Origin of the sequence: Stenotrophomonas maltophilia, assembly GCF_047782825.1 — a bacterium.
Classification (GTDB): domain Bacteria; phylum Pseudomonadota; class Gammaproteobacteria; order Xanthomonadales; family Xanthomonadaceae; genus Stenotrophomonas.
Window position 1 is genome coordinate 3,464,282 of sequence record NZ_CP180589.1, and the last position, 22,855, is coordinate 3,487,136.

The 22,855-nt window shown below is 67.3% G+C and carries 18 protein-coding genes, 1 tRNA gene and 1 pseudogene; 8 read left to right on the forward strand and 12 right to left on the reverse strand.

The window, feature by feature from the left end; all coding sequences use genetic code 11:
• The first annotated feature begins 283 nt into the window (after positions 1-283).
• Together ACM2ZB_RS16000 and ACM2ZB_RS16005 are read left to right on the forward strand one after the other, a co-directional pair.
• Positions 284-598 carry a hypothetical protein gene (locus tag ACM2ZB_RS16000; RefSeq protein WP_416056174.1) on the forward strand — a complete coding sequence of 105 codons (315 nt, stop codon included), beginning with the start codon at positions 284-286 and terminating at the stop codon, positions 596-598.
• A 12-nt stretch (positions 599-610) separates the two neighbouring features.
• On the forward strand, positions 611-2,350 hold the full coding sequence (locus ACM2ZB_RS16005; RefSeq protein ID WP_416056175.1) for a hybrid sensor histidine kinase/response regulator: 1,740 nt from the start codon (positions 611-613) through the stop codon (positions 2,348-2,350).
• A 50-nt stretch (positions 2,351-2,400) separates the two neighbouring features.
• On the opposite strand, the pseudogene dkgB reads toward ACM2ZB_RS16005, so the two are convergent.
• Together dkgB and ACM2ZB_RS16015 are read right to left on the reverse strand one after the other, a co-directional pair.
• Positions 2,401-3,210: pseudogene (gene dkgB, locus ACM2ZB_RS16010) on the reverse strand (2,5-didehydrogluconate reductase DkgB).
• A 126-nt stretch (positions 3,211-3,336) separates the two neighbouring features.
• Positions 3,337-4,551: an MFS transporter gene (locus tag ACM2ZB_RS16015; RefSeq protein ID WP_416056176.1), complete on the reverse strand. Its 1,215-nt coding sequence runs from the start codon at positions 4,549-4,551 to the stop codon at positions 3,337-3,339.
• Positions 4,552-4,656: 105 nt separating this feature from the next.
• Here ACM2ZB_RS16015 and ACM2ZB_RS16020 point away from each other — a divergent pair, with 105 nt between their 5' ends.
• Positions 4,657-5,559, forward strand: coding sequence for a LysR substrate-binding domain-containing protein (locus ACM2ZB_RS16020; RefSeq protein WP_416056177.1), 903 nt, complete (start codon positions 4,657-4,659; stop codon positions 5,557-5,559).
• Between the two features lie 72 nt (positions 5,560-5,631).
• Here the strand turns inward: ACM2ZB_RS16020 and ACM2ZB_RS16025 are convergent, their stop codons facing one another.
• Entirely contained in the window at positions 5,632-7,755 is a 2,124-nt protein-coding gene (locus ACM2ZB_RS16025) for a methyl-accepting chemotaxis protein (RefSeq protein ID WP_416056178.1), read from the reverse strand.
• Between the two features lie 183 nt (positions 7,756-7,938).
• Here ACM2ZB_RS16025 and ACM2ZB_RS16030 point away from each other — a divergent pair, with 183 nt between their 5' ends.
• Together ACM2ZB_RS16030 and ACM2ZB_RS16035 are read left to right on the forward strand one after the other, a co-directional pair.
• On the forward strand, positions 7,939-8,394 hold the full coding sequence (locus tag ACM2ZB_RS16030; protein ID WP_416056179.1) for an Rrf2 family transcriptional regulator: 456 nt from the start codon (positions 7,939-7,941) through the stop codon (positions 8,392-8,394).
• The gene (locus ACM2ZB_RS16035; protein WP_416056180.1) at positions 8,384-9,289 is read left to right on the forward strand and encodes an NAD(P)/FAD-dependent oxidoreductase; all 906 of its coding nucleotides are present in this window, start codon (positions 8,384-8,386) and stop codon (positions 9,287-9,289) included. The genes ACM2ZB_RS16030 and ACM2ZB_RS16035 overlap by 11 nt, the downstream gene beginning before the upstream one ends.
• A gap of 87 nt (positions 9,290-9,376) precedes the next feature.
• Here ACM2ZB_RS16035 and ACM2ZB_RS16040 read toward each other — a convergent pair whose 3' ends face one another.
• From ACM2ZB_RS16040 to ACM2ZB_RS16055, 4 genes are all read right to left on the reverse strand, one after another.
• The gene (locus ACM2ZB_RS16040; RefSeq protein WP_416056181.1) at positions 9,377-10,597 is read right to left on the reverse strand and encodes an RtcB family protein; all 1,221 of its coding nucleotides are present in this window, start codon (positions 10,595-10,597) and stop codon (positions 9,377-9,379) included.
• 56 nt (positions 10,598-10,653) lie between these two features.
• Positions 10,654-11,778 (reverse strand): slipin family protein, encoded by a 1,125-nt coding sequence (locus ACM2ZB_RS16045; RefSeq protein WP_416056182.1) that lies wholly within the window; start codon positions 11,776-11,778, stop codon positions 10,654-10,656.
• Between the two features lie 360 nt (positions 11,779-12,138).
• Positions 12,139-12,206, reverse strand: a tRNA-Lys gene (locus ACM2ZB_RS16050).
• Between the two features lie 648 nt (positions 12,207-12,854).
• Positions 12,855-13,811 (reverse strand): aldo/keto reductase, encoded by a 957-nt coding sequence (locus ACM2ZB_RS16055; RefSeq protein ID WP_313436677.1) that lies wholly within the window; start codon positions 13,809-13,811, stop codon positions 12,855-12,857.
• 169 nt (positions 13,812-13,980) lie between these two features.
• Between ACM2ZB_RS16055 and ACM2ZB_RS16060 the strand changes: the two genes are divergently transcribed.
• Positions 13,981-14,838, forward strand: a complete 858-nt coding sequence (locus ACM2ZB_RS16060) for a methyltransferase (protein ID WP_313436680.1) — start codon at positions 13,981-13,983, stop codon at positions 14,836-14,838.
• A 24-nt stretch (positions 14,839-14,862) separates the two neighbouring features.
• Here ACM2ZB_RS16060 and ACM2ZB_RS16065 read toward each other — a convergent pair whose 3' ends face one another.
• The gene (locus ACM2ZB_RS16065; RefSeq protein ID WP_416056183.1) at positions 14,863-15,828 is read right to left on the reverse strand and encodes an IS110 family transposase; all 966 of its coding nucleotides are present in this window, start codon (positions 15,826-15,828) and stop codon (positions 14,863-14,865) included.
• A 343-nt stretch (positions 15,829-16,171) separates the two neighbouring features.
• Here ACM2ZB_RS16065 and ACM2ZB_RS16070 point away from each other — a divergent pair, with 343 nt between their 5' ends.
• Entirely contained in the window at positions 16,172-16,711 is a 540-nt protein-coding gene (locus ACM2ZB_RS16070) for a pseudouridine synthase (RefSeq protein WP_416056184.1), read from the forward strand.
• Between the two features lie 106 nt (positions 16,712-16,817).
• Here the strand turns inward: ACM2ZB_RS16070 and ACM2ZB_RS16075 are convergent, their stop codons facing one another.
• Both ACM2ZB_RS16075 and hrpB read right to left on the reverse strand, forming a co-directional pair.
• Positions 16,818-17,207, reverse strand: a complete 390-nt coding sequence (locus ACM2ZB_RS16075; RefSeq protein WP_313436685.1) for a hypothetical protein — start codon at positions 17,205-17,207, stop codon at positions 16,818-16,820.
• A gap of 213 nt (positions 17,208-17,420) precedes the next feature.
• Entirely contained in the window at positions 17,421-19,925 is a 2,505-nt protein-coding gene (hrpB, locus tag ACM2ZB_RS16080; protein WP_416056185.1) for an ATP-dependent helicase HrpB, read from the reverse strand.
• A gap of 67 nt (positions 19,926-19,992) precedes the next feature.
• Between hrpB and ACM2ZB_RS16085 the strand changes: the two genes are divergently transcribed.
• The gene (locus tag ACM2ZB_RS16085; RefSeq protein ID WP_416056186.1) at positions 19,993-20,790 is read left to right on the forward strand and encodes a TatD family hydrolase; all 798 of its coding nucleotides are present in this window, start codon (positions 19,993-19,995) and stop codon (positions 20,788-20,790) included.
• A gap of 118 nt (positions 20,791-20,908) precedes the next feature.
• Here the strand turns inward: ACM2ZB_RS16085 and ACM2ZB_RS16090 are convergent, their stop codons facing one another.
• Both ACM2ZB_RS16090 and panE read right to left on the reverse strand, forming a co-directional pair.
• Positions 20,909-21,829, reverse strand: coding sequence for an epimerase (locus ACM2ZB_RS16090; protein ID WP_416056187.1), 921 nt, complete (start codon positions 21,827-21,829; stop codon positions 20,909-20,911).
• The gene (panE, locus tag ACM2ZB_RS16095; protein WP_416056188.1) at positions 21,829-22,767 is read right to left on the reverse strand and encodes a 2-dehydropantoate 2-reductase; all 939 of its coding nucleotides are present in this window, start codon (positions 22,765-22,767) and stop codon (positions 21,829-21,831) included. Before panE ends, ACM2ZB_RS16090 begins: the two co-directional genes overlap by 1 nt.
• Positions 22,768-22,855: the final 88 nt, after the last annotated feature.

Here is a 22,855-nt window from a genome sequence, read left to right on the forward strand (position 1 = left end):
AGCGTCATCCTTGGGGGCGTATTGCTTGGAACTGTGCTTGGTTGGCTGCTCTCCGAGCAGTTTCCCGGCGTATTCGCGCTCATCCATGAGCGGATGCAGTAGTACTCCGGGGGGAGCTTGGTGTCGCATACGGCCCTGCAGCGAATCGTGTGTGACCGCGAGTGGCATGCAGGAACAGGTCGCATGCGACAGATGAAGGAGAACCATGCGCACCACAAAACGGCCTGCGGTACCGAGCGGAGGGACAGCGTCCACCGAGGGTCCAGAACTTGGGGAGCGATCAATGCTTCGGCTGATTGCATCCACCTCGCCCTCTGAGCTCCCCGGGTTCGTGGCAGCGTTGAATGAAGCCATTGATCGCTGGGCGACGGCGGCGGTGAGCGAGCCTGCCAGTGACCTGGAGGCAGAGCTGACGCGGTTGCATGCGCTGAAGAGCATTACCTCGGCACTGGGCAGCCTGATGATCGCCAGTGCGTGCGAGGACCTGGCTGACTGCCTCCGGTCAGGTGTGGAAACCGATGTCGTACGGCGGCGATCACGCGCTGTCGCTGCCTCGGCACAACGTCTTCTGCAACGCTCCATCAACCTGCACAGATGAGAGAGATACGCCATGCGAGATGACCCGTACCATGGGCCCGGTGCGGGCCCTGCCGCACTGCTTCAAGCCGCGCGCACACTGGAGATGCATCGGCTCGCATTGTTGCTTTCCTGCCTCCAGGAGCCGCGTGCCAGTCTGTTCAGAGTGGTCCTGCAAGCGATGGCCACGCTGTGGTGCTGGCTCTGGATTGATGGACCCCAACCGGTGCTGGCCAACGAGGTCGAGCGGGTACTACCCGTGTCCATTGCTCTTCTGCTGCTGTCTGCGGCATGGGCGCTATGGGTCAATGTCTTCAAGCATCGGGGTACGGCATGGCGTGACGCGGCCGGTCTGCTGCTCAGTCTGGCCATGGTCACGATGCAGGTCGATGCCGCCTTCATCCTTCTGATGACGCTCAACGCAACGCTGCCGTTTCTCGTGATCGCCGCGACCGCCATCTATGGACGCAAGGCGATGGTTCCGGCAATCGCTGCGACGGCGCTGGGACTGCTGTGGGCGGCGCCGCAGGGCTACTGGCTGTCCCGACCGGCCTACCTTGCGTATGCCTTGGCCTTGACGATCCTGCTGCCCGCCGTGGTGGCCACCATGGTTGCCGCCATGCGTGACATTGCGCTTCGCGCGGTTGCTTCCCGCCAAGCGCAGGGCAGATTCGTGGGAACGATGAGCCACGAACTGCGTACCCCCTTGAACGCCATCATCAACGGTATCCACTTGCTGGAAGTGGATACCGCCACCCTCGCCCAGCGCAGCTCGCTCGCAGTGGTGGCCAGGCAGGCGCGGGCGTTGCGGCACCGCATTGACGACGTCCTGGATGTGGCCAGCATTGATGGTGGCAAACTCCGGCTTCGCCCCCAGCCTTGTTCGTTGGCTTCCCTTCTTGACGCGATGCAGGCCAGCTGCGTACCGGCTGCGGCAGAGAGGGGGGTGCTGCTGAGTGTGGAGCAATGCGATCCTGCGGCGTGGATGCTGGTCGATGCAGGACGGGTCGAACAGGTGATGACCAATCTTGTCTGCAATGGCATCAAGTTCAGCCCGATGGGCGGGGAGACGCGCGTGTCGGTGGACGCCAGCCGCACCGCTGAGGCGTGGCAGGTCCGCATTGTCGTCTCCGATTCCGGCTGCGGTGTTGACGAGCGTGATCGACATGCGATCTTCTCGCCATTCGTGCAGGTAAGCGAGGGCGATGCGCGCTGCGAGCAGGGCGTAGGCCTTGGGCTCTACATCGTGCGACTGATCACCGATGCCATGGGCGCGACGATTGGTGTAGGTCGCAGCGAATGGGGCGGGGCCTCGTTCGAGTGGTGCTTCACTGCCCCGGTTGCTGCCGTTGGAGAATCGGCACCTTCGCTTGAGGAACTGTTCAAGGCTCATGCAAGCGCGGTGCGACCCTTGCATTGTCTGTTGTTCGAAGATGTGGAGACCAACCGGCAGGTGGTCGAGCGCTTGATCGAGTGTGCAGGTCATCGGCTGAGCTGTCGGCGCGATGGACGTGATGCGCACGCCGCAATGGCGGCGCTGGCTCCCGACGTGGTGTTGCTTGACCTTCACATGCCGGGCTGCAGTGGCTGGGAGGTGCTGGAGGCAGCCGGATGCAGGGCCGGGGGCCCGCCTATCCTGGTGATGAGCGCCGACACACGCCTGCAGGTCATCGAACGGGCACACGCCCTGGGTGCCGCCGGCTTCCTGTGCAAGCCCTTGGATGTGCAGGAGGTACTGGACGCCCTTCGCAGGATTTCACGCGGGCAACAATAGGGCCGGACGGTGCCGGCCCCATCGTCATCGGTGGATTCCCGAAGGGTCTCTCAATCCCAGGCCGGCGCAATACCTTCCGGGTTGGCCAGGCGATGGCCGCGGTCCAGCTTGGCGATCTGCGCCATGTCGTCCTCGGTCAGGCGGATGGCGGCCGCTTCCAGGTTGCTGGCCAGGTTCTCGCGCTTGGTCGACGACGGAATCACCGCAAAGCCCTGCTGCAGCGCTCACGCCAGCGCGATCTGTGCCGGGGTGGCCTGGTGGCGGCCGGCGATGCCCTGGATCACCGGGTCCTTGATCACCTCACCGTAGGCCAGGCTCATGTACGCGGTGATCTGGATGCCGTTGTCCTGCAGGAACTTCACCAGCAGGCGGTTCTGCAGGTACGGATGGATCTCGATCTGGTTGGTGGCGATGGCGCCGGCACCCAGGATGCCGATCGCCTTGCGGGTCTGGGCGATAGTGAAGTTGGAAATGCCGATCTCGCGGGTCAGGCCCTGCGCCTTGGCCTCGGCCAGTGCGGTCAGGTATTCCTCCATCGGCACATCCACCTTGTCGTTCGGCGACGGCCAGTGGATCAGGGTCAGGTCGACCTGCTCGGTACGCAGCTTTTCCAGGCTGGTACGCAGGCTGGCCAGCAGCGCATCGCGCTTGAATTCGGTGATCCACACCTTGGTGGTCAGGTAGATCTCATCGCGCGGCACGCCGGATTCGGCAATGGCCTGGCCGACCTCGGCTTCATTGCCGTAGATCTGCGCGGTGTCGATGGCGCGGTAGCCAACGTCCAGCGCATTGCGCACCGAATCGATCACGGTCTGGTCTTTCAGGCGGAAGGTGCCAAGACCAAAGGCGGGGACAGTCATGGGAAGCTCCAGCAGAGGGGAGGGATGCGGGAATATCCGGCAAGGGTAGGGCAGTGCCTGCATGCATGCCGGCAACGGTGCATTGCATCACCGTACCGGCGCGCGGCCGGTACGGCGTGTCATCGCTCAGTGCGCTGTCACCGCAACGCCTTCGGCACGATCATCAATGCCATCGCGGCGGTCCAGGCGGCCACTGAGCGCGGTCAGCGCATACGCCACCAGCACCACCAGCGCGCCCAGCCACGGCGTGTGCATCAGGCCGATGTGCTCCACCACCAGGCCGCCCAGCGAGGCACCCAGGGCGATGCCGATGTTGAACGCGGCGATGTTCAGGCCCGAGGCCACATCGGTGGCCTGCGGTGCGTAGCGCTGTGCCTGCTTGACCACGTACACCTGCAGGCCCGGCACGTTGCCGAACGCCACCGCGCCCAGGGCCAGCACGGTCAGCAGCATCAGCCACGTGTTGTACGCGGTGAAGGTGAGCAGGAACAGCACGATGGCCAGCAGCGCGAAGATCCGCTTGAGCGCCGGCACCGGGCCCAGGCGGTCAGCCAGGCGGCCGCCCCACAGGTTGCCGATGGCCACCGACACGCCATATACCAGCAGCACCAGGCTGACTGCGTTGGCCGAAAAGCCGGTCACGTCCTGCAGGATCGGCGCCAGGTAGGTGAAGGCCAGGAAGGTACCGCCGTAGCCCAGCGCGGTCATTGCATAGACCAGCAGCAGGCGCGGCTGCGCCAGGACGCCCAGCTGCTGGCGGAAGCTGGCCGGTGCGCTCTGCGGCACGTTGCGCGGCACGAACAGCAATGCACCCAGCAGGGCGACCACGCCCAGCGCGGCCACGGCCAGGAAGGTCGCGCGCCAGCCCAGGTGCTGGCCGATGAAGGTGCCCAGCGGCACGCCGGTCACCAGGGCCACGGTCAGGCCGGTGAACATGATGGCGATCGCGCTGGCGGCCTTTTCCTTCGGTACCACCGCCGTGGCGATGATCGAGCCGATGGAGAAGAACACGCCATGGGCCAGGCCGGTGAGGATCCGCGCGGCGATCAGCGAGGTGTAGCCCGGTGCCATCCAGGCGATGACGTTGCCGGCGGTGAACAGCACCATCAGCGCCACCAGCAGCTGCTTGCGCGGCACCCGGCCGGTCAGTGCGGTCAGCACCGGTGCACCGATGGCCACGCCCAGGGCGTACAGGGAAACCAGCAGGCCGGCCGAAGGCAGGCTGACGTGCAGGTCGGCGGCGATGGTGGGGATCAGGCCGACGATGACGAATTCGGTGGTACCGATGGCGAAGGCGCCGAGGGTCAAGGCCAGCAGGGCGAGGGGAATGCCACGGGTCATGGCAGGCTCCGGAGGGAAGGAAGGCGCGCAGTGTGCGCGGCGCACCTTTGCCGAAAAACCAGTCTTCACGCCAATCACTCTTGCCTGGTGGTCAATAATGGCGGCATGAAGACCACCCTCGACGAAATGCAGGCCTTCCTGGCGGTGATCGACAGCGGCTCGATCAGTGCCGCCGCCGAGCAGCTGGGGCAGACGCCTTCAGGCGTCAGCCGCGCGCTGGGCCGGCTGGAAGACAAGCTGGGCACCACGCTGCTGACCCGCACCACCCGCCGCCTGCACCTGACGGCCGAAGGCGAGGCCTATGTGCGGCACGCGCGGGCGATCATCGATGCGGTGGAATCGGCCGAGGAACAGATGGCGGCGCGCCGCGAACGCCCGGCCGGGCGGCTGCGCGTGGATGCGGCCATGCCCTTCGTACTGCACGTGATCGCGCCGCTGGTGGCCAGCTATCGCGCGCGCTACCCGGAAGTGCAGTTGGAGTTGAACAGTTCCGAGCGCTACATCGACCTGCTGGAACGGCGTACCGATCTGGCCATCCGCATCGGCCCGCTGGCCGACTCGACGCTGCATGCGCGCTCGCTGGGGCGCTGCCGACTGCAGCTGGTGGCCAGCCCGGCCTACCTGGCCGCGCACGGCGAACCGGCCAGCGCGGCGGCGCTGGGCCAGCACACGCTGCTGAGCTTCAATGAACCGGAATCACTGAACCGCTGGCCGCTGCCCGGCGATGCCGACGGCCAGCTGCTGGTGCGCCCCGATGTGGCCGTATCCAGTGGTGAAACCCTGCGCCGGCTGGCGGTGGAAGGCGTGGGCATCACCTGCCTGTCCGACTTCGTGACCGAGCGCGACCGCGCCGCCGGCACGCTGGTGCCGGTGCTGGCTGCGCAGACGCTGGATGTGTACCAGCCCATCCATGCGGTGTATTACCGCAACACTGCGGTGTCGGCGCGCATCAGTTCGTTCCTGGATCATCTGGGCGATGCGATGGCGCAGAGCGACTACCTGCGCTGAGGTGAGCCGAGCGTAGGCTCGGCTCTACAGATCCCGCGCGATGGTAGCGCCGGGCCATGCCCGGCGGATCTCTCATGCGGCGCGCGGCAACCCACTTCTGGTCACCGTCGCCGCACTCGACAGGTCGAACACGTCCACCGCTTCGATCAACCGGTCGGCCTGCTGTTCCAGGCTGCGTGCGGCGGCGCTGGCTTCTTCCACCAGCGCGGCATTCTGCTGGGTGGTGCCATCCATCTGGATGACGGTCTGGCTGACCTGGTCGATGCCCGCGCTCTGTTCCTGCGATGCCGCGGAAATCTCGGCCATGATGTCGGTCACGCGCTGTACCGATGCCACGATCTCGGCCATGGTGTCGCCGGCCTGGCGCACACGCTGCGCGCCGTGGCCGACCTGTTCCACCGAGGCTTCGATCAGGGCCTTGATCTCCTTGGCTGCAGCCGCCGAACGCTGCGCCAGCGTGCGCACCTCGCTGGCCACCACGGCGAAGCCGCGGCCCTGTTCACCGGCCCGCGCGGCTTCCACGGCGGCGTTCAGGGCCAGGATGTTGGTCTGGAACGCGATGCCGTCGATTACGCTGATGATCTCGGCGATCTGCCGCGACGAGGTTTCGATCGCACTCATCGTCACCACCACCTGGCCGACCACGTCGCCGCCCTGCGAGGCCACGCTGTGTGCGCCGATCGCCAGCTGGTTGGCCTGGCGCGCGTGTTCGGCGTTCTGGCGCACGGTGGAGGTCAGTTCCTCCATCGATGCAGCGGTCTCTTCCAGGTTGGCCGCCTGCTGCTCGGTGCGGCGCGACAGATCGTTGTTGCCGGCGGCGATTTCCGCCGCGGCGGTGTGGATGTTGCCCGAGGTGTGCTTGATGTCGGTGACGATGGTGGCCAGCTGTGCGGCCGTGGTGTTGGCATCACCGGCGATGCGCGCGAACACGCCCTGGAAGTCACCCTGCATGCGTGCACCCAGGCGCCCATCGGCAATGGCGCGCAGCATGCCCGACACCTCGCCCAGGTTCTGTTCGGTGGTCTGCATCAGGCGGTTCAGGCCATCGACCATGGCGCGGAAATCGTGGTCGAAGCGCGCGCTGTCACCGCGCTGGCTGAAGTCGCCAGCGGCGGCGGCACCGGCCAGGCGGCGGATCTCGCCATTGATCGCGGCCAGATTGTGCTTCACCGCATCCAGTGCTTCGGTGATCACCGCCTTCTCGCCGGGAAGGCGCTCCATGTCCTGGCTGAGGTCGCCCACTGCATAGCGGCCCATGATCGCGATCGCGCGCATCTTCACCTGGATGTGCGCATCGACCAGCGCATTGCTGTCGGCCACCATGCGGCCGTACGCGCCGGGGAAGGCGCCGGCATCCATGCGGTGGCTGATGCTGCCGGCGTCATGCGCCTGCGCCATCGCCGCCTGTGCCGACAGCACGCCGCGCAGGCTGCCTTGCACTGCCTGCATGGCCTGCGCCAGGCGACCGATCTCATCGCGGCTGCGCACCTGCACCACATGGTCCAGATCGCCGGCCGCCACGGCCCGCGCCGCGGCTTCCACTGCCAGCACCGGCTGCACCACCGCGCGCCGCAGCCACCAGCCCAGGCCGACCAGCAGCAGCACCGATGCGGCGATGGTCAGCCCCGCCGACAGCACCAGCGTGCGGCGTGCCTGCTGCGAGCGTGCGCTCACTGCAGCCTCGGCCACCTGCGATGCATGCGTACTCAGGCCATCCAGTGCCGCCGCCACGGGGCGGTCCTTGCCACGCACCAGGGTGTCGCCGGCGGCGGGGTCGTAGCCGGCCTCGGCAAATGCCTGCAGCGCGGCGTGATAGTCCTTCTGCAGCTGCGCATGCAGGCCGATGAAGGCCTGCGCCCGTTCACGCGTGCGTGCATCGGGGCTGCCGGTCAGGCTCTGGGCCAGGGTGTCCACCAGCTTCCCTTCGTCATCAAAGGCCTGCAGGTGGCGCTGCCGCAATGCATCGTCGTGGCCGCGCAGCAGCACGTTCTTCCATTCCTGTACCTGGCCGCGGAACTCGCGCTGCAGGCGTTCGGCGTCGCGGCTGTGGGCGACTTCCGGCGGGACGTCGGCGGACAGCTTCAGCCACGCCGATGCCAGGCCCGCCAGGGCGCACAGCAGGACAATGGCCAGACCAACGGAAACAGCACCAAGCAGCTTCGACTGCAGCCGCGGCGCACTGGAGGAGGCTTTCATGGAACGAAATCTCGGAAGGGGGGCGATGCGGTATCGACCGTCCTTGAGCGTCCTGAAGTGCGAAGTCGATCACATTACCGTTCCGTTTAGAGAGGTGAAGGAAATGTTTAATAGGACAGATGTGTCCATATGGAACGAAAAGGGACCCTCGACAGCAGGTTTAAATGTAACTATTGTAGTTACATGAAATCCGCGAGCCCGCTCTCAGACGCCCTGCACGTGATGGCCCACCTGGTCGGCCAGCAGGGGCCGCGCACCTCCGAACAGCTGGCCACCTGCCTGCCGACCCACCCGGTGGTGATCCGCCGGTTGCTGGCACAGATGCACAAGGCCGGCCTGGTGCGCAGCACCCGTGGCCATGGCGGTGGCAGCCAGCTGGCACGCGACCCCGCGCAGATCAGCCTGCACGACATCTATCGGGCTGTCGGCGCACCGCCGATGGTCCATGTCGGCAACCGCGACAACGGCGGCGGCTGCCCGATCCAGCACCTGGTCAACCAGGCCCTGGAAGACGGCGCACGCGAGGCCCAGCGCCTGCTCGAAGCGCGGCTGCAGGCCACCACCCTGGACCAGCTGGGTGCCGACTTCGCCCGCCATCTTGCCCACCACCGTTCCCTGGAAGGTCACCATGAATCCTGATGTCCTCATCGTCGGCGGCAGCTACGCCGGCATTGCCGCGGGCCTGATCCTGGCGCGTGCGCGCCGCCCGGTCACGATCATCGACAGCGGCCTGCCGCGCAACCGCGCTGCCAGCCACTCGCACGGCGTGCTGGGCCAGGACGGCGTCAGCGGTGCCGAACTGCTGAAGAACGCGCGCCAGCAGCTGCTCGATTACCCCAGCGTGCGCTGGGTGCAGGGCGAAGTAGTGCAGGCGCAGTCCAGCGCCGACGGTGTGGAAGTGCGCACCGCCGATGGCCAGGTGCTGGCCGCACGCAAACTGCTGTTGGCCACCGGCATTGCCGACCAGCTGCCCGAACTGCCCGGCCTGGCCGAACGCTGGGGCAGCACCGTGCTGCACTGCCCCTACTGCCATGGCTATGAAGTCGGTGGCGGTGCCATCGGCCTGCTCGGCGGCCACCCGATGTCGGCCGCCAAGGCGCCGTTGTTTGCCGAATGGGGCAACGTCACCTTCTTCAGCCAGGGCCTGCCGATCAGCGATGAAGAACGGGCCGCCATGCAGCAGCGCGGTGTACAGATTGAAACCACTCCGGTGGTGGGCGTGCAGGGCGACCAGCCCACGTGGCTGGAAGTGGAACTGGCCGATGGTCGCCGCATCGCCCAGCGCGCCCTGTTCGTTCCGGCCATGCAGCAGATGGCAACGCCGCTGGTGCAGCAGCTCGGCTGTACGCTGGTGGAAAGCATGATGGGCGTACTGGTGGAGGTCGACATGATGAAGCAGACCTCGGTGCCGAACGTATACGCCGCCGGTGACGCGACCACGGTGGGCAACATCACCCTGGCCATGGCCGAAGGCGTACGCGCCGGCATTGGCGTGCATCACGCGCTGGTGGGCGAAGACAGCCTGCCGCGTTGAATGCGCGGCAGGCCGTCCTGGGTGATACCGAACGTGGTCGGCGCCGTTTCATCCACGCATGGCGTGGATCTACTGCAAGCGGCGCCATCACCCCTTCACGCACAGCACCTGCCGCAGCGTGTGCACCACGTCGACCAGGTCCAGCTGCGCTGCCATCACATCATCAATGGATTTGTACGCCGCCGGTGACTCGTCCAGCACGCCGCTGTCCTTGCGGCATTCCACATGTGCCGTCGCTTCCCGGTGCTGGGCCAGGGTGATCTGCTGGCGCGCGGCACCGCGGCTCATCACCCGCCCGGCGCCGTGGCTGCAGCTGTGGAAGCTGTCCTCGTTGCCCTTGCCGCGCACGATGTAGCTGCGCGTGCCCATGCTGCCGGGAATGATGCCCAGCTCGCCCTCGCGCGCACTCACCGCGCCCTTGCGCGTCACCAGCAGCTCCTGCCCGTTGTGCGTTTCCTTCTGCACGTAGTTGTGGTGGCAGTTCACCGCCATCGCCGCCAGCTGGAACTTCGGCAGGCGGTAGCGCATCTCGGCCAGCACCCGCGACATCATCGCCTCGCGGTTCTGCCGCGCGTAGTCCTGCGCCCACGTCACCGCTTCCACGTAGTCGTCGAACAACGGCTCGCCTTCCATGAAGAAGGCCAGGTCCTTGTCCGGCAAGTGGAAGCCGAGCACCCGGCGCTCCAGCTCACGGCGCGCCTGCTCGATGAAGTAGGTGCCGATCAGGTTGCCGGTACCGCGCGAGCCACTGTGCAGCATCACCCACACCGTATCGGTCTCGTCCAGGCACAGCTCGATGAAGTGGTTGCCGCCACCCAGCGTACCCAGCTGGCGGTCGAGCTTGTCGGTGCGGATCTTCCGGTGCTTGTCCTTGATCTTCTCCAGGCCGGCGGCCAGGCCGGACTGCACCAGCCGGGTGTGGATGCTGTCGGGCATGCGGTGATGCTCGCCGCCGCGCCCATTGCCGACCGGGATGCTGCGCTCGATGCTGTTGCGCAGCTGCCGAAGGTCATCGGGCAGGTCGTTGGCGCGCAGCGTGGTACGCACCGCCGCCATGCCGCAGCCGATATCCACGCCCACGGCCGCAGGAATGATCGCACCGCGGGTCGGGATCACCGAGCCGACGGTTGCGCCCTTGCCCAGGTGCACGTCGGGCATGACCGCCACCCACGGCCCGACGAACGGGATCGCGGCGATGTTGCGCAGCTGCTCATGGGCCTGCGCTTCCAGCGGCACGCCATTGACCCAGCCCTTGATCGGGGTGGTGCCTTCGGCGTGCAGCCATTGATAGTTGTGTTGAATGTCCATGTTCTCGTGATTGTCCTGCCTGGGCCGGCGGCGCGTCCCTGCGCCGCCCCAGCCCCCTACTTCATCGTCACCAGCTGCTTCAGCACGCCATCCAGGCCGCCGAACACGGTGAGCTTGTCGATCTTCTCGGTAACCTTTTCCAGTGCCTCCAGCTCCTTCAGGCGCATCAGCACCGGGTTCTCCTCGATCAGCTTTGCGCTGTTGAGCTGCGAACGCGTAGCGTTGGCCTCCTCGCGGCGGCGGATCACGCTGGCCTGCGCCTGCTTCTCGGCCAGCACCACGCCGTTGAGGATTTCCTTCATTTCGCCCGGCAGGATCACGTCCTTGATGCCGACGCCCAGCAACTGCACGCCGTGGCCTTCGATCGCAACCTGCACATGGGCGGCGATCTCACCGTCCAGCGCAGCCTTGTCACCCAGCAACTCATCCAGGCTGCGCGCGGCAACCGCCTGGCGCAGGCCGAACTGCAGCTGCCGATAGACGAACTCATCGGCATTGCTGAGCGTGCGGTGTGCGAGCACCGGGTCGACCACCTGCACGGTCGCGGCCAGGTTCACCCGCAGGGTCACCTTGTCGCGGCTCAGCAGTTCCTGCCCGGAGACGTCCAGCGAACGCGCACGCAGTTCCACGCGCTCCACCGACACGTTGCCGTTGAAGTTCCAGAACGCGTGCAGGCCGGCGCCCAGGGTCTGCCGCAACGTGCCATCAATGAACAGCAGGCCGACCGACTCGCTCGGTACGGTGCTGATCACCGCCACGCGCGGCAGCACGCCCAGCTGGCCCAGGCGCTGCTGCACATCGGCGGGCACGCGCGGCTCGTCGCCCAGGGCCATCACGCGCACCCGGGTGTCGACCGAACCCCGCCAGTACAGGCGGCGGCTGCCCGGCGGCAGCACTTCGTCGATGCGCTCGTTGCGCAGCACCAGGCCGACCTCGCTGGCGCCCACATTGGCCAGCACGAAGTGGGTGTCCACCTGTGCGCCGAGGGCTTCGATCAGGGCGTCCTGATCGCTGCCTGCGTAGGCTGCGCCCTTCGATGCGTTGTGCACGTCCACGTGCGGCCGGCCGCCGAACGGCGACAGGCGGTGCACGCCCGGCAGCAGGATCTGCTGGAAGCGACGGTTGCGATACACCAGGCCGCGCTCGCCGTCGCCGATCACGACCTTGATGGTCCAGAACATGGGAGTCTCTCCTTGTATGGCTCTGGTGGTTCGACCCGTGCATTGGAAAGCGCCGCGACCCGGGTCGATACGGTCGTTGCGTGGCCCGCAGGCACAGGGCGTGCCGGCGGGCGGAAGAGGGCGGCCATCGCGGGACGGTCCGCGCGCGGAGCCGGCGGTGCGTCGACACCGTTGCCGTGCTCGTTGCCGGCGGCAAGCGCCGGTGTGGAACAGGGCAGGGGGTGGCGACGGGCCGGGGCCCGGCGTGCAGTCCGTTGCCGTGCCCGCCGTGCCCGAAGGCGGTGGCAGGCACGGCAACGATGGCCGCTGGGGCTTGCGCCCCGGGTGTTGCTTCAAGTCATGACGTGACAGGTCATGTGTTTGGAGTGGGAATCGAACCCACGACAGACGGATTAAGGATCCGTTGCTCTACCCGACTGAGCTATCCAGTTGGGGACCGCGCGGAATCGAACCGCGTACCGGCGAACCGGTGCCTGCAACCAGCAGGCAGCCCAGGCGATGGCATGTCCGCGACCTCCGGCATACGCCACGGCACAGCCGCGCGCACCAGCCCGTGCTTGAAACGGGACCGTTGGAGAATCGAGGGTGCAGGCCGCCGACATTATCGGCGGGCGATAATGTTGTGGTGCGATGCAGATAATGTCCAGGCGTTGCCGTTCGCGCGAAGAAAATGCTTCGGCACGGCGGGAATACCTGGGTCAGACGGCGGCGGTGTGCCGCGCGGGGTGCAGTCCTGGCATCGCGGGTCCTTGTGTCGACGCAAACGAAAACGCCCCCGGGACTCGCGTTCCGAGGGCGTCGTCAGGCCTCGGAGATCGGGGTGGCCGATCTCCGCAGGGCGGGTATCAGGCCGTTGTCAGCTGGTCTTCCTTGCCAAACGCGCGCGCCGGCACATCCATGCGCAGGCATGGCAGCAGTTTGGCGGTGGCGACGAAATGCGCGTTCAAGGGAAGTTTCCAGTGGTTGTTGGAACGAGGTGCGCACGATAAACCACGATTTAGTCGTGCGCAACCATTTTGTTCAATTATTTTCTTCGTCGCTGCGAAATGCCGGCCAGCGGCCGGCACTACCGGGTCTCACCCTTCGGCGCTGGCGGCGTCCAGTTCTGCGACATCCTGCACGCTCAGCGACACGTTGGCCGCCGCCAGCAGGTCGTGCAGCTGTTCGACGCTGGTGGCGCTGACGATCGGTGCGGTGATCGACGGGCGTGCGATCTGCCAGGCCAGCGCGATCTGCGCAGCGCTGGCGTTGTGCTTGCTGGCCACGTCGTCCAGCGCCTGCAGGATGCGCAGGCCACGCGGGTTCAGATAGCGCTTGACCACCATTTCGCCGCGCGCCGGGCTCTTGCCCGCATCGGCCGGGGTGCGGTACTTGCCGCTGAGGAAACCACTGGCCAGTGCGTAGTAACCGATCACGCCGATCTGCTCGCGCTGCACCAGCGGTTCCAGTTCAGTCTCGTAGCCGGCGCGGTCGTACAGGTTGTACTCCGGCTGCAGCGTTTCATAGCGCGGCAGCTTGTAGTCGGTGGATACCTTCAGCGCATCGGCCAGGCGCGTGGCGCTGTAGTTGGAGGCACCGATCGCGCGCACCTTGCCGGCTTCGATCAGGCGGCCGAACGCGGCCAGGGTGGCTTCCAGCGGCGTCGATTCATCATCCTCGTGCGCCTGGTACAGATCGATCACATCGGTCTGCAGGCGGCGCAGTGAATCCTCCACGGCGGCATTGATGTTGTCGGGGGTCAGGCCGGGGCGCTCGGCCCACTTGGCCACCTTGGTCGCCAGCACCACCTTGTCGCGCTTGCCGCTGCGGGCAAACCACTTGCCGATCAGCGTTTCCGATTCGCCGCCGACATTGCCCGGCACCCAGGCTGAGTAGACATCGGCGGTGTCGACCAGGTTGAAGCCGGCATCGACGAAGGCGTCGAGCAGGGCGAAGCTGGCCTTTTCATCGGCGCTCCAACCGAACACGTTGCCGCCGAAGGCGAGCGGGCGGACATGCAGGCCAGAGCGGCCCAGTTCACGGGTTGCCGTCATGGGCACGAACTCCTTGGGGGAAGTATTCCAGCATAGAACGCGATGTATGACCGCGTTGCGGCGCTGGCCACAAAACAGTGTTCCGCCGCACGCGCGTGGCTAACGTTTTGTGAACACCTTGGGCGTGGCGGCTGCTAGTCTCGCCGCATCTTCCACTGGAATCGCCCCGATGATCGCTGCTTCGTCCCTGCGTGGTTGCCGCCTGCTGCTCGCCTCTGCCCTGCTTGTTGCTGTTCCCGCGTTCGCTGCGCCGGCCAACGTGGCACCGGCGAAGATCCAGGTATCGCCGGCCATCGATGCGGCGGTGAAGGCGTCCACCCGCGACCCCGCCAACGTCAAGCGCGACACCTACCGCCATCCGGCGCAGTCGCTGTCCTTCTTCAAGGTGGCCCCGGAAAAGACCGTCATCGAAATCACCCCCGGCAACGGCTGGTACTCGGAAATCCTGGCGCCGCTGCTGCGCGACAAGGGTCATTACATCGCCGCCGTGGTCGATCCGGCCGCCGTGGCCGAAGGTCGCGGCCGCGACTACCAGCAGCGCAGCCGCGATGGCCTGGAAAAGAAGTTCGCCGGTGCGCCGGCGCAGTTCGACAAGGCCGCCGTGGTTGGCTACGACCCGGCCAAGCCGGTGTTCGGCCCGGCCAATTCAGCCGATGTGGTGCTGACCTTCCGCAACGTGCACAACTGGCGCAAGGCCGGCCAGGCGCAGGGCATGTTCCAGGGCTTCTTCAACGTGCTCAAGCCGGGCGGCGTGCTGGGCGTGGTCGAACACCGCGCCAAGACCGACGTGGCCGACGACGATGACACCGGCTATGTCGGCCAGCAGCAGGTGATCGCCATGGCCGAGGCCGCCGGCTTCAAGCTGGATGCGCGCAGTGAGGTCAATGCCAACCCGCGCGACACCAAGGACCACCCGAACGGTGTGTGGACCCTGCCGCCCACCAACCAGCACGACAAGGCCGACGATGCCAAGTACCAGGCCATCGGCGAAAGCGACCGCATGACCCTGCGTTTCGTGAAGCCCTGAATGTAGATACCGTGTCGTCCTTGCCTAGGCAAGGACGACTTCAGGCTCAAACGGTCGGCCGCTCTTCAGCACTCCCCAGACCAGATGTATGAGCTTGCGCATCAGTGCACACATGATGACCTTGAATGGCTTTCCTTTCTTGCTGAGGCGTTCTGCAAAGGCCTTCAGCGTCGGGTTGTAGGCCTTGCCGGTCAGCGCCGGCATGTACAACTTCTTGCGGAAATTGGCGTCGCCAACTCGCGATATCCTGGCTTTACCTTCGTAATTTCCTGATTGACGCTGCGCCGGATTCAGGCCTGCGTGGGCAACCACCTGACGCACGTCGCTGTATCTGTTGAGATCGCCTAGAAACGCCAGCAGTTGGGCACTGCTGGTATCGCCCACGCCGGGAATGCTGGTGAGCAGTTGATGGCGCCCGCGCAGGTCCGGATCGTTGTCGATGTGGTCCTGGATCGCCTTTCGCACCTGTCTGATCTGTTCCTCCAACGTCCGGATCACGTCGTTGATCCCTTGCTGGACGGAGATATCGGCAACTTCCAGGCGGTTTTGCTCCATCTGCAGCATTTCCTGGAGGTCATCACGTCGCCGGACAAGGGCTCGCAGCTTCACCTCCGAGGGCGTCGGCGGGACGTAGGGGTGCAGCTTTTCCGGGCGTTGAGCCTCGAAGAACCGGGCAATCAGCTTGGCATCGCTGCGGTCGGTCTTGGTCCGGACTCCCTCGGCCTGCCCAAATGCTTTCACCCGTGCGGGATTGGCGACATAAACCACTACCCCAGCCTCCACCAGGGCGCGCGCCAAAGCCTCGTGGTAGATACCGGTGGCCTCCATGCCTACCGCTGCGTCAGGCGCATGCTTGGCTCGCCACGCCAGAAATTCCGCATAACCCTTGGTCGTATTGGGAAATTTGGCTTTGGTGCGGTACTTGCCCTCGGACAGTGGCAAGGCGACATCAAAGGTCGCCTTGGCCATGTCATTGCCGATTACTTGCATGATCTTGCTCCAGCTTGAACTTACGATCGTGATCGGAAGCCGCCAGACTTGCCCTTGTGAGTGCAGGCTCTCACCCGAAGGTGGGCCTAAGATACCGTTCAAGTTCCAAGGCGGTGTCAGGCCGCCGACGCGCTGAATCTACTTTGCAAGCTCGAAGGCTTAAGAGCCGAGGCAGCGTCATCGGAGCCTCCCGGGGTCACCGGGGGAATTGTGCCTGATCAGGGCACCATTCCGAGACACAAGAGCCGAGCCCATGCTCGGCTCCACAGGTCCGGGGCGCCATGCCCGGCGAGCGCGCAGCGCGGCGTGGGACAATGGGTCACCCGCCGCCTGCCGCCCTGCGATGCTGATTGCCTTCAACAAGCCCTTCAACGTGCTGTGCCAGTTCACCGACCGCAGCGTGCCGCCGCGGCCGACCCTGGCCGGCTTCGGCCTGCCGCCGCGCGTCTACGCCGCAGGCCGGCTCGACCATGACAGCGAAGGACTGCTGCTGCTGACCGACAACGGCACGCTGGCGCACAAGCTGACCGACCCCAGGCACAAGGCCGACAAGACCTACTGGGTGCAGGTGGAAGGCGCGCCCAGCGACGAGCAGCTGCAGCAACTGCGTGACGGCGTCCTGCTCAATGATGGCCCGACCCTGCCGGCAAAGATCGAGCGCCTGGACCCGGCGCCGGCGCTGTGGCCGCGCGATCCGCCGGTGCGTTTCCGCAAGACCGTGCCCGACAGCTGGCTGGCCATCACGATCCGCGAAGGCCGCAACCGCCAGGTGCGGCGCATGACCGCCGCGGTGAACCTGCCGACCCTGCGCCTGGTGCGGGTGGCGATGGGCCCATACCGGCTGGATGACCTGCAGCCCGGCCAGTGGCGGCAGATCGGCTGAGCGGAACGGCAGGAACGAAAAGGGCCGGAGCCCTTCCTGCAGAAGAGATCCGGCCCTGGATCGGGATCAGACCCCTTCCGCAGGAAGGGCTCTGACCCCGGCAGACTCAGGCATCGCTGCCGATGTCGCTGTGCTCGTCCACCACGGTGTCGTTGCGGCGGTCACGCGCGTTGATGCGCTGTGCCTGGCCGTTCACCACATGGCCGTTGCCGGCCTTCTTCTTCTGCTGCTTGCGGTACAGCGCGTAGCCCAGCAGGCCGACGCCCACGGCTGCAGCGGCCACGGCCACGGCCGGGTTGCGGCGCACGAACTTGGTCGCGGCCTTGCCGCCGGTCTTCACCGCGCCAATGGCGGCGCCGGTCTTGATCCAGTCACCGGCCTGCGGGCCCAGATGGCGCAGGCTGCCACCGGCGCTCTTCAGGCCATCGCCAGCGGTGTGGGCCAGTTCCAGGGCGCGCTCCAGAGCGCGGTCGGTGATTACGGTCAGCTTGCTCATGCGGGGGGTCCTTTGCCTCGGGTCGAAGTCCAGTGTGTCGTGCTGCCTGTAAACGGTATGTCAGTCGAGCCAGCACGTGGCGTGACTCTACCCCGTCCATTCAGGATCAGGCAGGGTGGGGTCGGATCCCTTTCCCCCGGGAAAGGGCTCTGACCCCAGCAGCCCCGTCCGGGGTCAGAGCCCTTTGCGTTGCAAAGGGCTCTGACCCCGCCCTCACGTTCCGCGCGGCTTGGCCCGGTGCGTGGCGGTCGCCGTCCACGGATCATCCGGCCAGGGATGGCGCGGGTACCGGCCCTTCATCTCCTTCTTCACCTCGGCATAGGTGTTTTCCCAGAAATTGCGCAGGTCCTGGGTGACCTGCAGCGGGCGGCCGCCGGGCGAGAGCAGATGCAGGGTGAGCGGTACGCGGCCATCGGCGATGCGTGGCGTGTCGGCCAGCCCGAACAGCTCCTGCAGCTTCACCGCCAGCACCGGGGGCAGCGGCTGTCCGCTTTCGCTGTCCAGTGCATAGGTGATCGGCCGTTCCAGGCCCGAGGGCACGGTGATGCGGGTGGGTGCGTGGCGCTCGACGAGCTGCCGCTGCGACCACTCCAGCGGCGATTTCAGTGCCTCGCCGAAGCTGGACTCGTCCAGCGCATCCAGCCGGGTCTTGCCGGCGAAGGCGGGCTGCAGCCACTGCGCGCGCGTGGCCAGCAAGGCCTCGTCGCTGCAGTCCGGCAGACCCAGCTCGGGCATCCAGCGGCGCAGTGACTCCACCCGTGCCTGCCACTGGCGCAGGCCCTCGGTCCACGGCAGCGCGGCCAGGCCCAGTTCGGCCACCGCATCGGTCAACGCCTGCGCGGCATGCTGCGGATCGACGCGGCCGGCGGAACGGCTGTCCAGCACGATGCGGTCGAAGCGGGTTTCGCGCAGGGCGACCAGCGCGCGGCGCTCGCTGTCCCAGCGTACGGTGTCTGCGGTGACGAAGCGCTCCGGCCACGCCTTGCGCAATGCACCCTCGTCCACCGGCGCCGCGCGCAGCAGCAGCGCATCGCGTGCTTCGAAGCGCAGCTCGCTGGCCACCAGCCACGGTTCGCCGCGCAGGTCGCTCAGTTCGTGCAGGCGCGTGCTGCGGCCATTGGCCAACAGGTAGCGCAGCGGATCGCTGGGGTGCTGGAAGCCGATGCGATCGGGGAAGGCGTGGGCCAGCAGATCGCCCAGCTCATGCGCTTCGATGCTGCTGGGCGGCAGGGCATCGCAGCGCAGGCGGCGGCGCCATTGCTTGGCCGCAGCATCGATGGCGGCCAGGCCGCTGCGGTTGGCATCGGAAGGTGCGCGGCCGTTGCGGAACGCGGCCAGCGCCCGCCAGCGCGCCGCCAGCGCATCGCCGCCCTGGCGCAGCGGGTCACGTGCATCCAGCAGCGCGGCCAGATCGGCGGCCAGTGCCTGCGCACGCGCATCGGGCGCGGCCAGCAGCATGGCCGCCATGCGCGGGTGCGTGCCCAGCGCCAGCACACGGCGGCCCAGGGCGGTGATCGCGCCGGTATCGGACAGCGCGCCCAGGCGTTGCAGCAGTTCGCGCGCTGCCGCCATCGGTCCGGACGGCGGTGGGTCGAGAAAGCGCAGATCGCTGCTGCCCCAGGCCGCCAGTTCCAGTGCCAGCCCGGCCAGTTCCACCTGGTCGATCTCGGCGCGCCGCTGCGGTTCCAGCCGCTGCGATTGCGGCCACAGCCGCCAGGCCACGCCTTCGGCCACGCGGCCTGCGCGGCCCGCACGCTGGTCGGCCGAGGCCTGGGCGATGGCCACCACGTCCAGCCGGGTGAAGCCGCTGTTGGGGTCGTAGCGCGGCTCGCGCGCCTGGCCACTGTCGATCACCACGCGCACGCCAGGCAGGGTCACCGACGATTCGGCCACATTGGTGGCCAGCACCACGCGGCGGCGGCCATCGCTGGCGGCCTGCAGCACGCGTGCCTGCTGTTCCACCGGCAGCTCGCCGTGCAGCGCCAGCGCCTCCACGCCGCTGTCCAGGGATTCCTGCAGGCCCGCCTGCACCCGCGCGATCTCGCGCTGGCCGGGCAGGAACACCAGCAGGTCGCCGGGATGTTCGGCCAGGGCCTGCTGCACCGCGCGGCGCACCTGCAGTTCCAGCGCCTCATCGCGGCGCGCCGGGAAGTGGCTGACCGCCACCGGATAGCTGCGGCCTTCGCTGCTCAGGCGCGGCGCATCGAGGAAGCGCGCCAGGCGCTCGCCATCCAGCGTGGCCGACATCACCACCAGGCGCAGGTCATCGCGCAGCTGGGCCTGCACGTCCAGCGCCAGCGCCAGGCCGAGATCGCCGCTGAGGTGGCGCTCGTGGAATTCATCGAACAGGATCGCGCCGACCTCCTCCAGCATCGGGTCGTCCTGCAGCATGCGGGTGAGGATGCCCTCGGTGACGACTTCAATCCGGGTGCGTGCCGAAACCCTGTTCTCGAAGCGGATGCGGTAACCGACGGTGCCGCCCACCTCTTCGCCCAGCTGCCGCGCCATGAAAAACGCGGCGCTGCGTGCGGCCACACGACGTGGTTCCAGCAGGATGATCTTGCGACCCTGCAGCCACGGCGCATCCAGCAGCGCCAGCGGCACCTGGGTGGTCTTGCCGGCGCCCGGTGGGGCTTCCAGCACCAGCCGCGGCTGCGCGGCCAGGTGCTGCTGGATCTGCGGCAGCAGCGGGGAAATCGGGAAGAGCGGGGCGTTCATGTGCAAAGGATAAGGGGCCGTGGCCGGCGCGGGTACAATGCGCGGGCACTTTTCCCCCGCGATGACCATGCACCTGATCGATATCGGCGCCAACCTGACCCACGACTCCTTCGACCGCGACCGCGATGCCGTCCTGGACCGCGCACGGCAGGCCGGCGTGGTGCAGATGGTCATCACCGGCGCCAGCCGCGAGCACTCGCCGCTGGCCGTGCAGCTGGCCCAGCAGCATCCGGGCTTCCTGTACGCCACGGCCGGCGTTCACCCGCACCACGCGGTGGAATACACCGAGGAATGCGACGCCGAGATGCGCGCGCTGCATGCGCACCCGGAAGTCGTTGCGGTAGGCGAGTGCGGGCTGGACTACTTCCGTGATTTCTCGCCGCGCCCGGCCCAGCACCGCGCGTTCGAGCGGCAGCTGCAGCTGGCCGCGGACAATGGCAAGCCGCTGTTCCTGCACCAGCGCGACGCGCATGCCGATTTCATGGCGCAGATGAAGAACTTCGAAGGGCGCATCGGCCCGGCGGTGGTGCACTGCTTCACCGGCGAGCGTGACGAACTGTTCGATTACCTGGACCAGGACTGGTACATCGGCATCACCGGCTGGCTGTGCGACGAGCGTCGTGGCGCGCACCTGCGCGAGCTGGTGAAGAACATTCCGGCCAACCGCCTGATGATCGAGACCGATGCACCATACCTGCTGCCACGCACGCTGAAGCCGATGCCGAAGGACCGCCGCAACGAACCGATGTTCCTCTCGCATATCGTCGAAGAGCTGGCCCGCGACCGTGGCGAAGAGGTGGCGGTCACGGCCACCAATGCCACCGCCGCTACGCGCACGTTCTTCCGCCTGCCCGACGCAGGTTGATCCTGTAGAGCCGAGCCCATGCTCGGCTGCCGTAAGCCGAGCATGGGCTCGGCTCTACAAGAGCGGTGGACACAGGACGGTAGCGCCGGGCCATGCCCGGCGAGCGCGGCGGTGGGAATCAGACGCAGGGCGGTAGCGCCGGGCCATGCCCGGCGAGCGCAGCGGCCAGTGCCCGCAGCCCCTCCCGATACGTCGCAAACTTTGGCGACCACGCCAATGCCTCGCGCGTGCCGCGGCTGTCGATGCGCTTGTTGCTCTCGTAGAAGCGCCGCAGGCCCGGGCCTACCGCCGGGTCATCCCACGCCAGCGCCGGTGGCAGCGCGAATCCCCCCAGCTGCGCGGCGAAGGCCAGCACATCCTGTGGCGGCGCCGGCGCATCATCGGCCGGCAGGTACAGCCCCTCCACGCACGGTCGCTGCATCGACGCGATCACCACCGACGCCACGTCATCCACATGCAGCCGGTTGAACACCAGCCCCGGTCGAACCACGTGGCGGGCGCGCCCTTCGGCCAGTTGCAGCAGTGCATTGCGGCCGGGGCCATACAACCCCGGCAGCCGGAACACCGCCGAGGCGATGCCGCGTGTGGCGGCCAACTGCCGCCACTGGGCCTCGGCCAGGCGCCGCTGCACGCCGGCGGCTTCAGTGCCATCGGCCGCGCTGTGCTCGTCGATCCAGCCGCCCTGGCGGTCGGCATACACCGAGGTCGACGACAGATAGCCCACCCAACGCAACGCCGGGCTGGCCTGCAACGCGGGCGACAACAGGCGCAGCGCAGGATCACCCTGTGCATCGGGCGGTACGCTGCACAGCACGGCCTGCGCCTGCGCGATCTCATCCAGCAGCGCCGCCGAGGGTGCGGCGTCGGCGTGCAGCGCATGGCGCCGCAGGCCATCCTCCGCTGCCGATGCCGGGTCACGAACCGTACCTGCCACGTGCACGCCCAGCGCCTGCAACTGTGCTGCCAGTACACGCCCGCTCCAGCCCAGGCCAAGAATCAGCACCCGGGACGGCAGCAGGCCCACAGCCGGCGGGCGCATCACGCGCTGCGCTGGGCCTGGTAGGCCTGCAGGCTGCTGTAGGCGACCTGCAGCAGCAGTGCTTCCTGGTCGGCCTTGCGCGCACGCGCAAGCATGTCGCCCACGATCTGCGCGGCTTCCACCTGCTGGCCCGCCTCCAGGTCGCGCAGCATCGAAGCCTTCAGCGCCGAGCCGGCTTGGGTCAACGTGCCGCGTGCGGTGTCCTGTGCGGCGGCCGGTACGGGTTCACCGGCTGCCTCGGCCACGGCCAGGCATTCGTCGTACAGGCCACGCACGATGGCTTCGCCGTCATCGGTGGCGACGATCGTGCCGATGTCCGCGCGCAGCAGGCAGGTTGCTGCAGCCAGCGCGGTCAGGAAGGTGTATTTGATCCACTGCTCCTGGCCGATGTGCTCGCTGGCCAGGTGGTCCAGGTTGGCCTGGGCGCAGGCAGCAGCGAAGGCACGCACGCGGTCGGAGATCGCAGCCCCGTCGCGCTCGCCGAAGGTGAGCTTGGCCGGCTTGCCCAGGTGCAGCACGGCACCATCGGCCGCCTTGGTGGCGCTGATGAAGCACAGGCCGCCCAGCACCGCCTCGCGGCCGAACCGCGCATCCAGCGCGCCGTAGTGGTGCAGGCCGTTGAGGATGGGCAGCACCGTGGTGCCTGCGCCGACGGCCGGTGCGATCGCATCGATCGAGCTGTCCAGGTCGTAGGCCTTGCAGCTGAGGATGACCAGATCGAAGGGCTTTTCCGCAGCGAGTGCGGGCAGGGCGTCGGCAGTGACGTGCTGCACCGGGAAGCTGGCATCGCCGACCGGGCTGCGGATGACCAGGCCATCGCTGTCGAGCTGGCTGGCGCGGGTGGGGCGGACCAGGAAGGTCACGTCCACGCCGGCCTGGGCGAGGCGACCGCCGAAGTAGCCGCCGGTACCACCGGCGCCGAGAATCAGGATGCGCATTGCACGTTCACCGTTTTCTGGGGGAGTGTCTTCCTGCGATTGTGCCGCAGATTGCGACCCACAGCGGTGCCTGTCGCGCCTGCCTGCG

Excerpts from the sequence above, each read along its gene's own strand:
- ACM2ZB_RS16000 (WP_416056174.1), top strand. The coding sequence starts at position 284 with ATGCTTCGGCTGATTGCATCCACCTCGCCCTCTGAGCTCCCCGGGTTC.
- ACM2ZB_RS16005 (WP_416056175.1), top strand. The coding sequence starts at position 611 with ATGCGAGATGACCCGTACCATGGGCCCGGTGCGGGCCCTGCCGCACTG.
- ACM2ZB_RS16015 (WP_416056176.1), bottom strand. The coding sequence starts at position 4,551 with ATGACCCGTGGCATTCCCCTCGCCCTGCTGGCCTTGACCCTCGGCGCC.
- ACM2ZB_RS16020 (WP_416056177.1), top strand. The coding sequence starts at position 4,657 with ATGAAGACCACCCTCGACGAAATGCAGGCCTTCCTGGCGGTGATCGAC.
- ACM2ZB_RS16025 (WP_416056178.1), bottom strand. The coding sequence starts at position 7,755 with ATGAAAGCCTCCTCCAGTGCGCCGCGGCTGCAGTCGAAGCTGCTTGGT.
- ACM2ZB_RS16030 (WP_416056179.1), top strand. The coding sequence starts at position 7,939 with ATGAAATCCGCGAGCCCGCTCTCAGACGCCCTGCACGTGATGGCCCAC.
- ACM2ZB_RS16035 (WP_416056180.1), top strand. The coding sequence starts at position 8,384 with ATGAATCCTGATGTCCTCATCGTCGGCGGCAGCTACGCCGGCATTGCC.
- ACM2ZB_RS16040 (WP_416056181.1), bottom strand. The coding sequence starts at position 10,597 with ATGGACATTCAACACAACTATCAATGGCTGCACGCCGAAGGCACCACC.
- ACM2ZB_RS16045 (WP_416056182.1), bottom strand. The coding sequence starts at position 11,778 with ATGTTCTGGACCATCAAGGTCGTGATCGGCGACGGCGAGCGCGGCCTG.
- ACM2ZB_RS16055 (WP_313436677.1), bottom strand. The coding sequence starts at position 13,811 with ATGACGGCAACCCGTGAACTGGGCCGCTCTGGCCTGCATGTCCGCCCG.
- ACM2ZB_RS16060 (WP_313436680.1), top strand. The coding sequence starts at position 13,981 with ATGATCGCTGCTTCGTCCCTGCGTGGTTGCCGCCTGCTGCTCGCCTCT.
- ACM2ZB_RS16065 (WP_416056183.1), bottom strand. The coding sequence starts at position 15,828 with ATGCAAGTAATCGGCAATGACATGGCCAAGGCGACCTTTGATGTCGCC.
- ACM2ZB_RS16070 (WP_416056184.1), top strand. The coding sequence starts at position 16,172 with ATGCTGATTGCCTTCAACAAGCCCTTCAACGTGCTGTGCCAGTTCACC.
- ACM2ZB_RS16075 (WP_313436685.1), bottom strand. The coding sequence starts at position 17,207 with ATGAGCAAGCTGACCGTAATCACCGACCGCGCTCTGGAGCGCGCCCTG.
- hrpB (WP_416056185.1), bottom strand. The coding sequence starts at position 19,925 with ATGAACGCCCCGCTCTTCCCGATTTCCCCGCTGCTGCCGCAGATCCAG.
- ACM2ZB_RS16085 (WP_416056186.1), top strand. The coding sequence starts at position 19,993 with ATGCACCTGATCGATATCGGCGCCAACCTGACCCACGACTCCTTCGAC.
- ACM2ZB_RS16090 (WP_416056187.1), bottom strand. The coding sequence starts at position 21,829 with ATGCGCCCGCCGGCTGTGGGCCTGCTGCCGTCCCGGGTGCTGATTCTT.
- panE (WP_416056188.1), bottom strand. The coding sequence starts at position 22,767 with ATGCGCATCCTGATTCTCGGCGCCGGTGGTACCGGCGGCTACTTCGGC.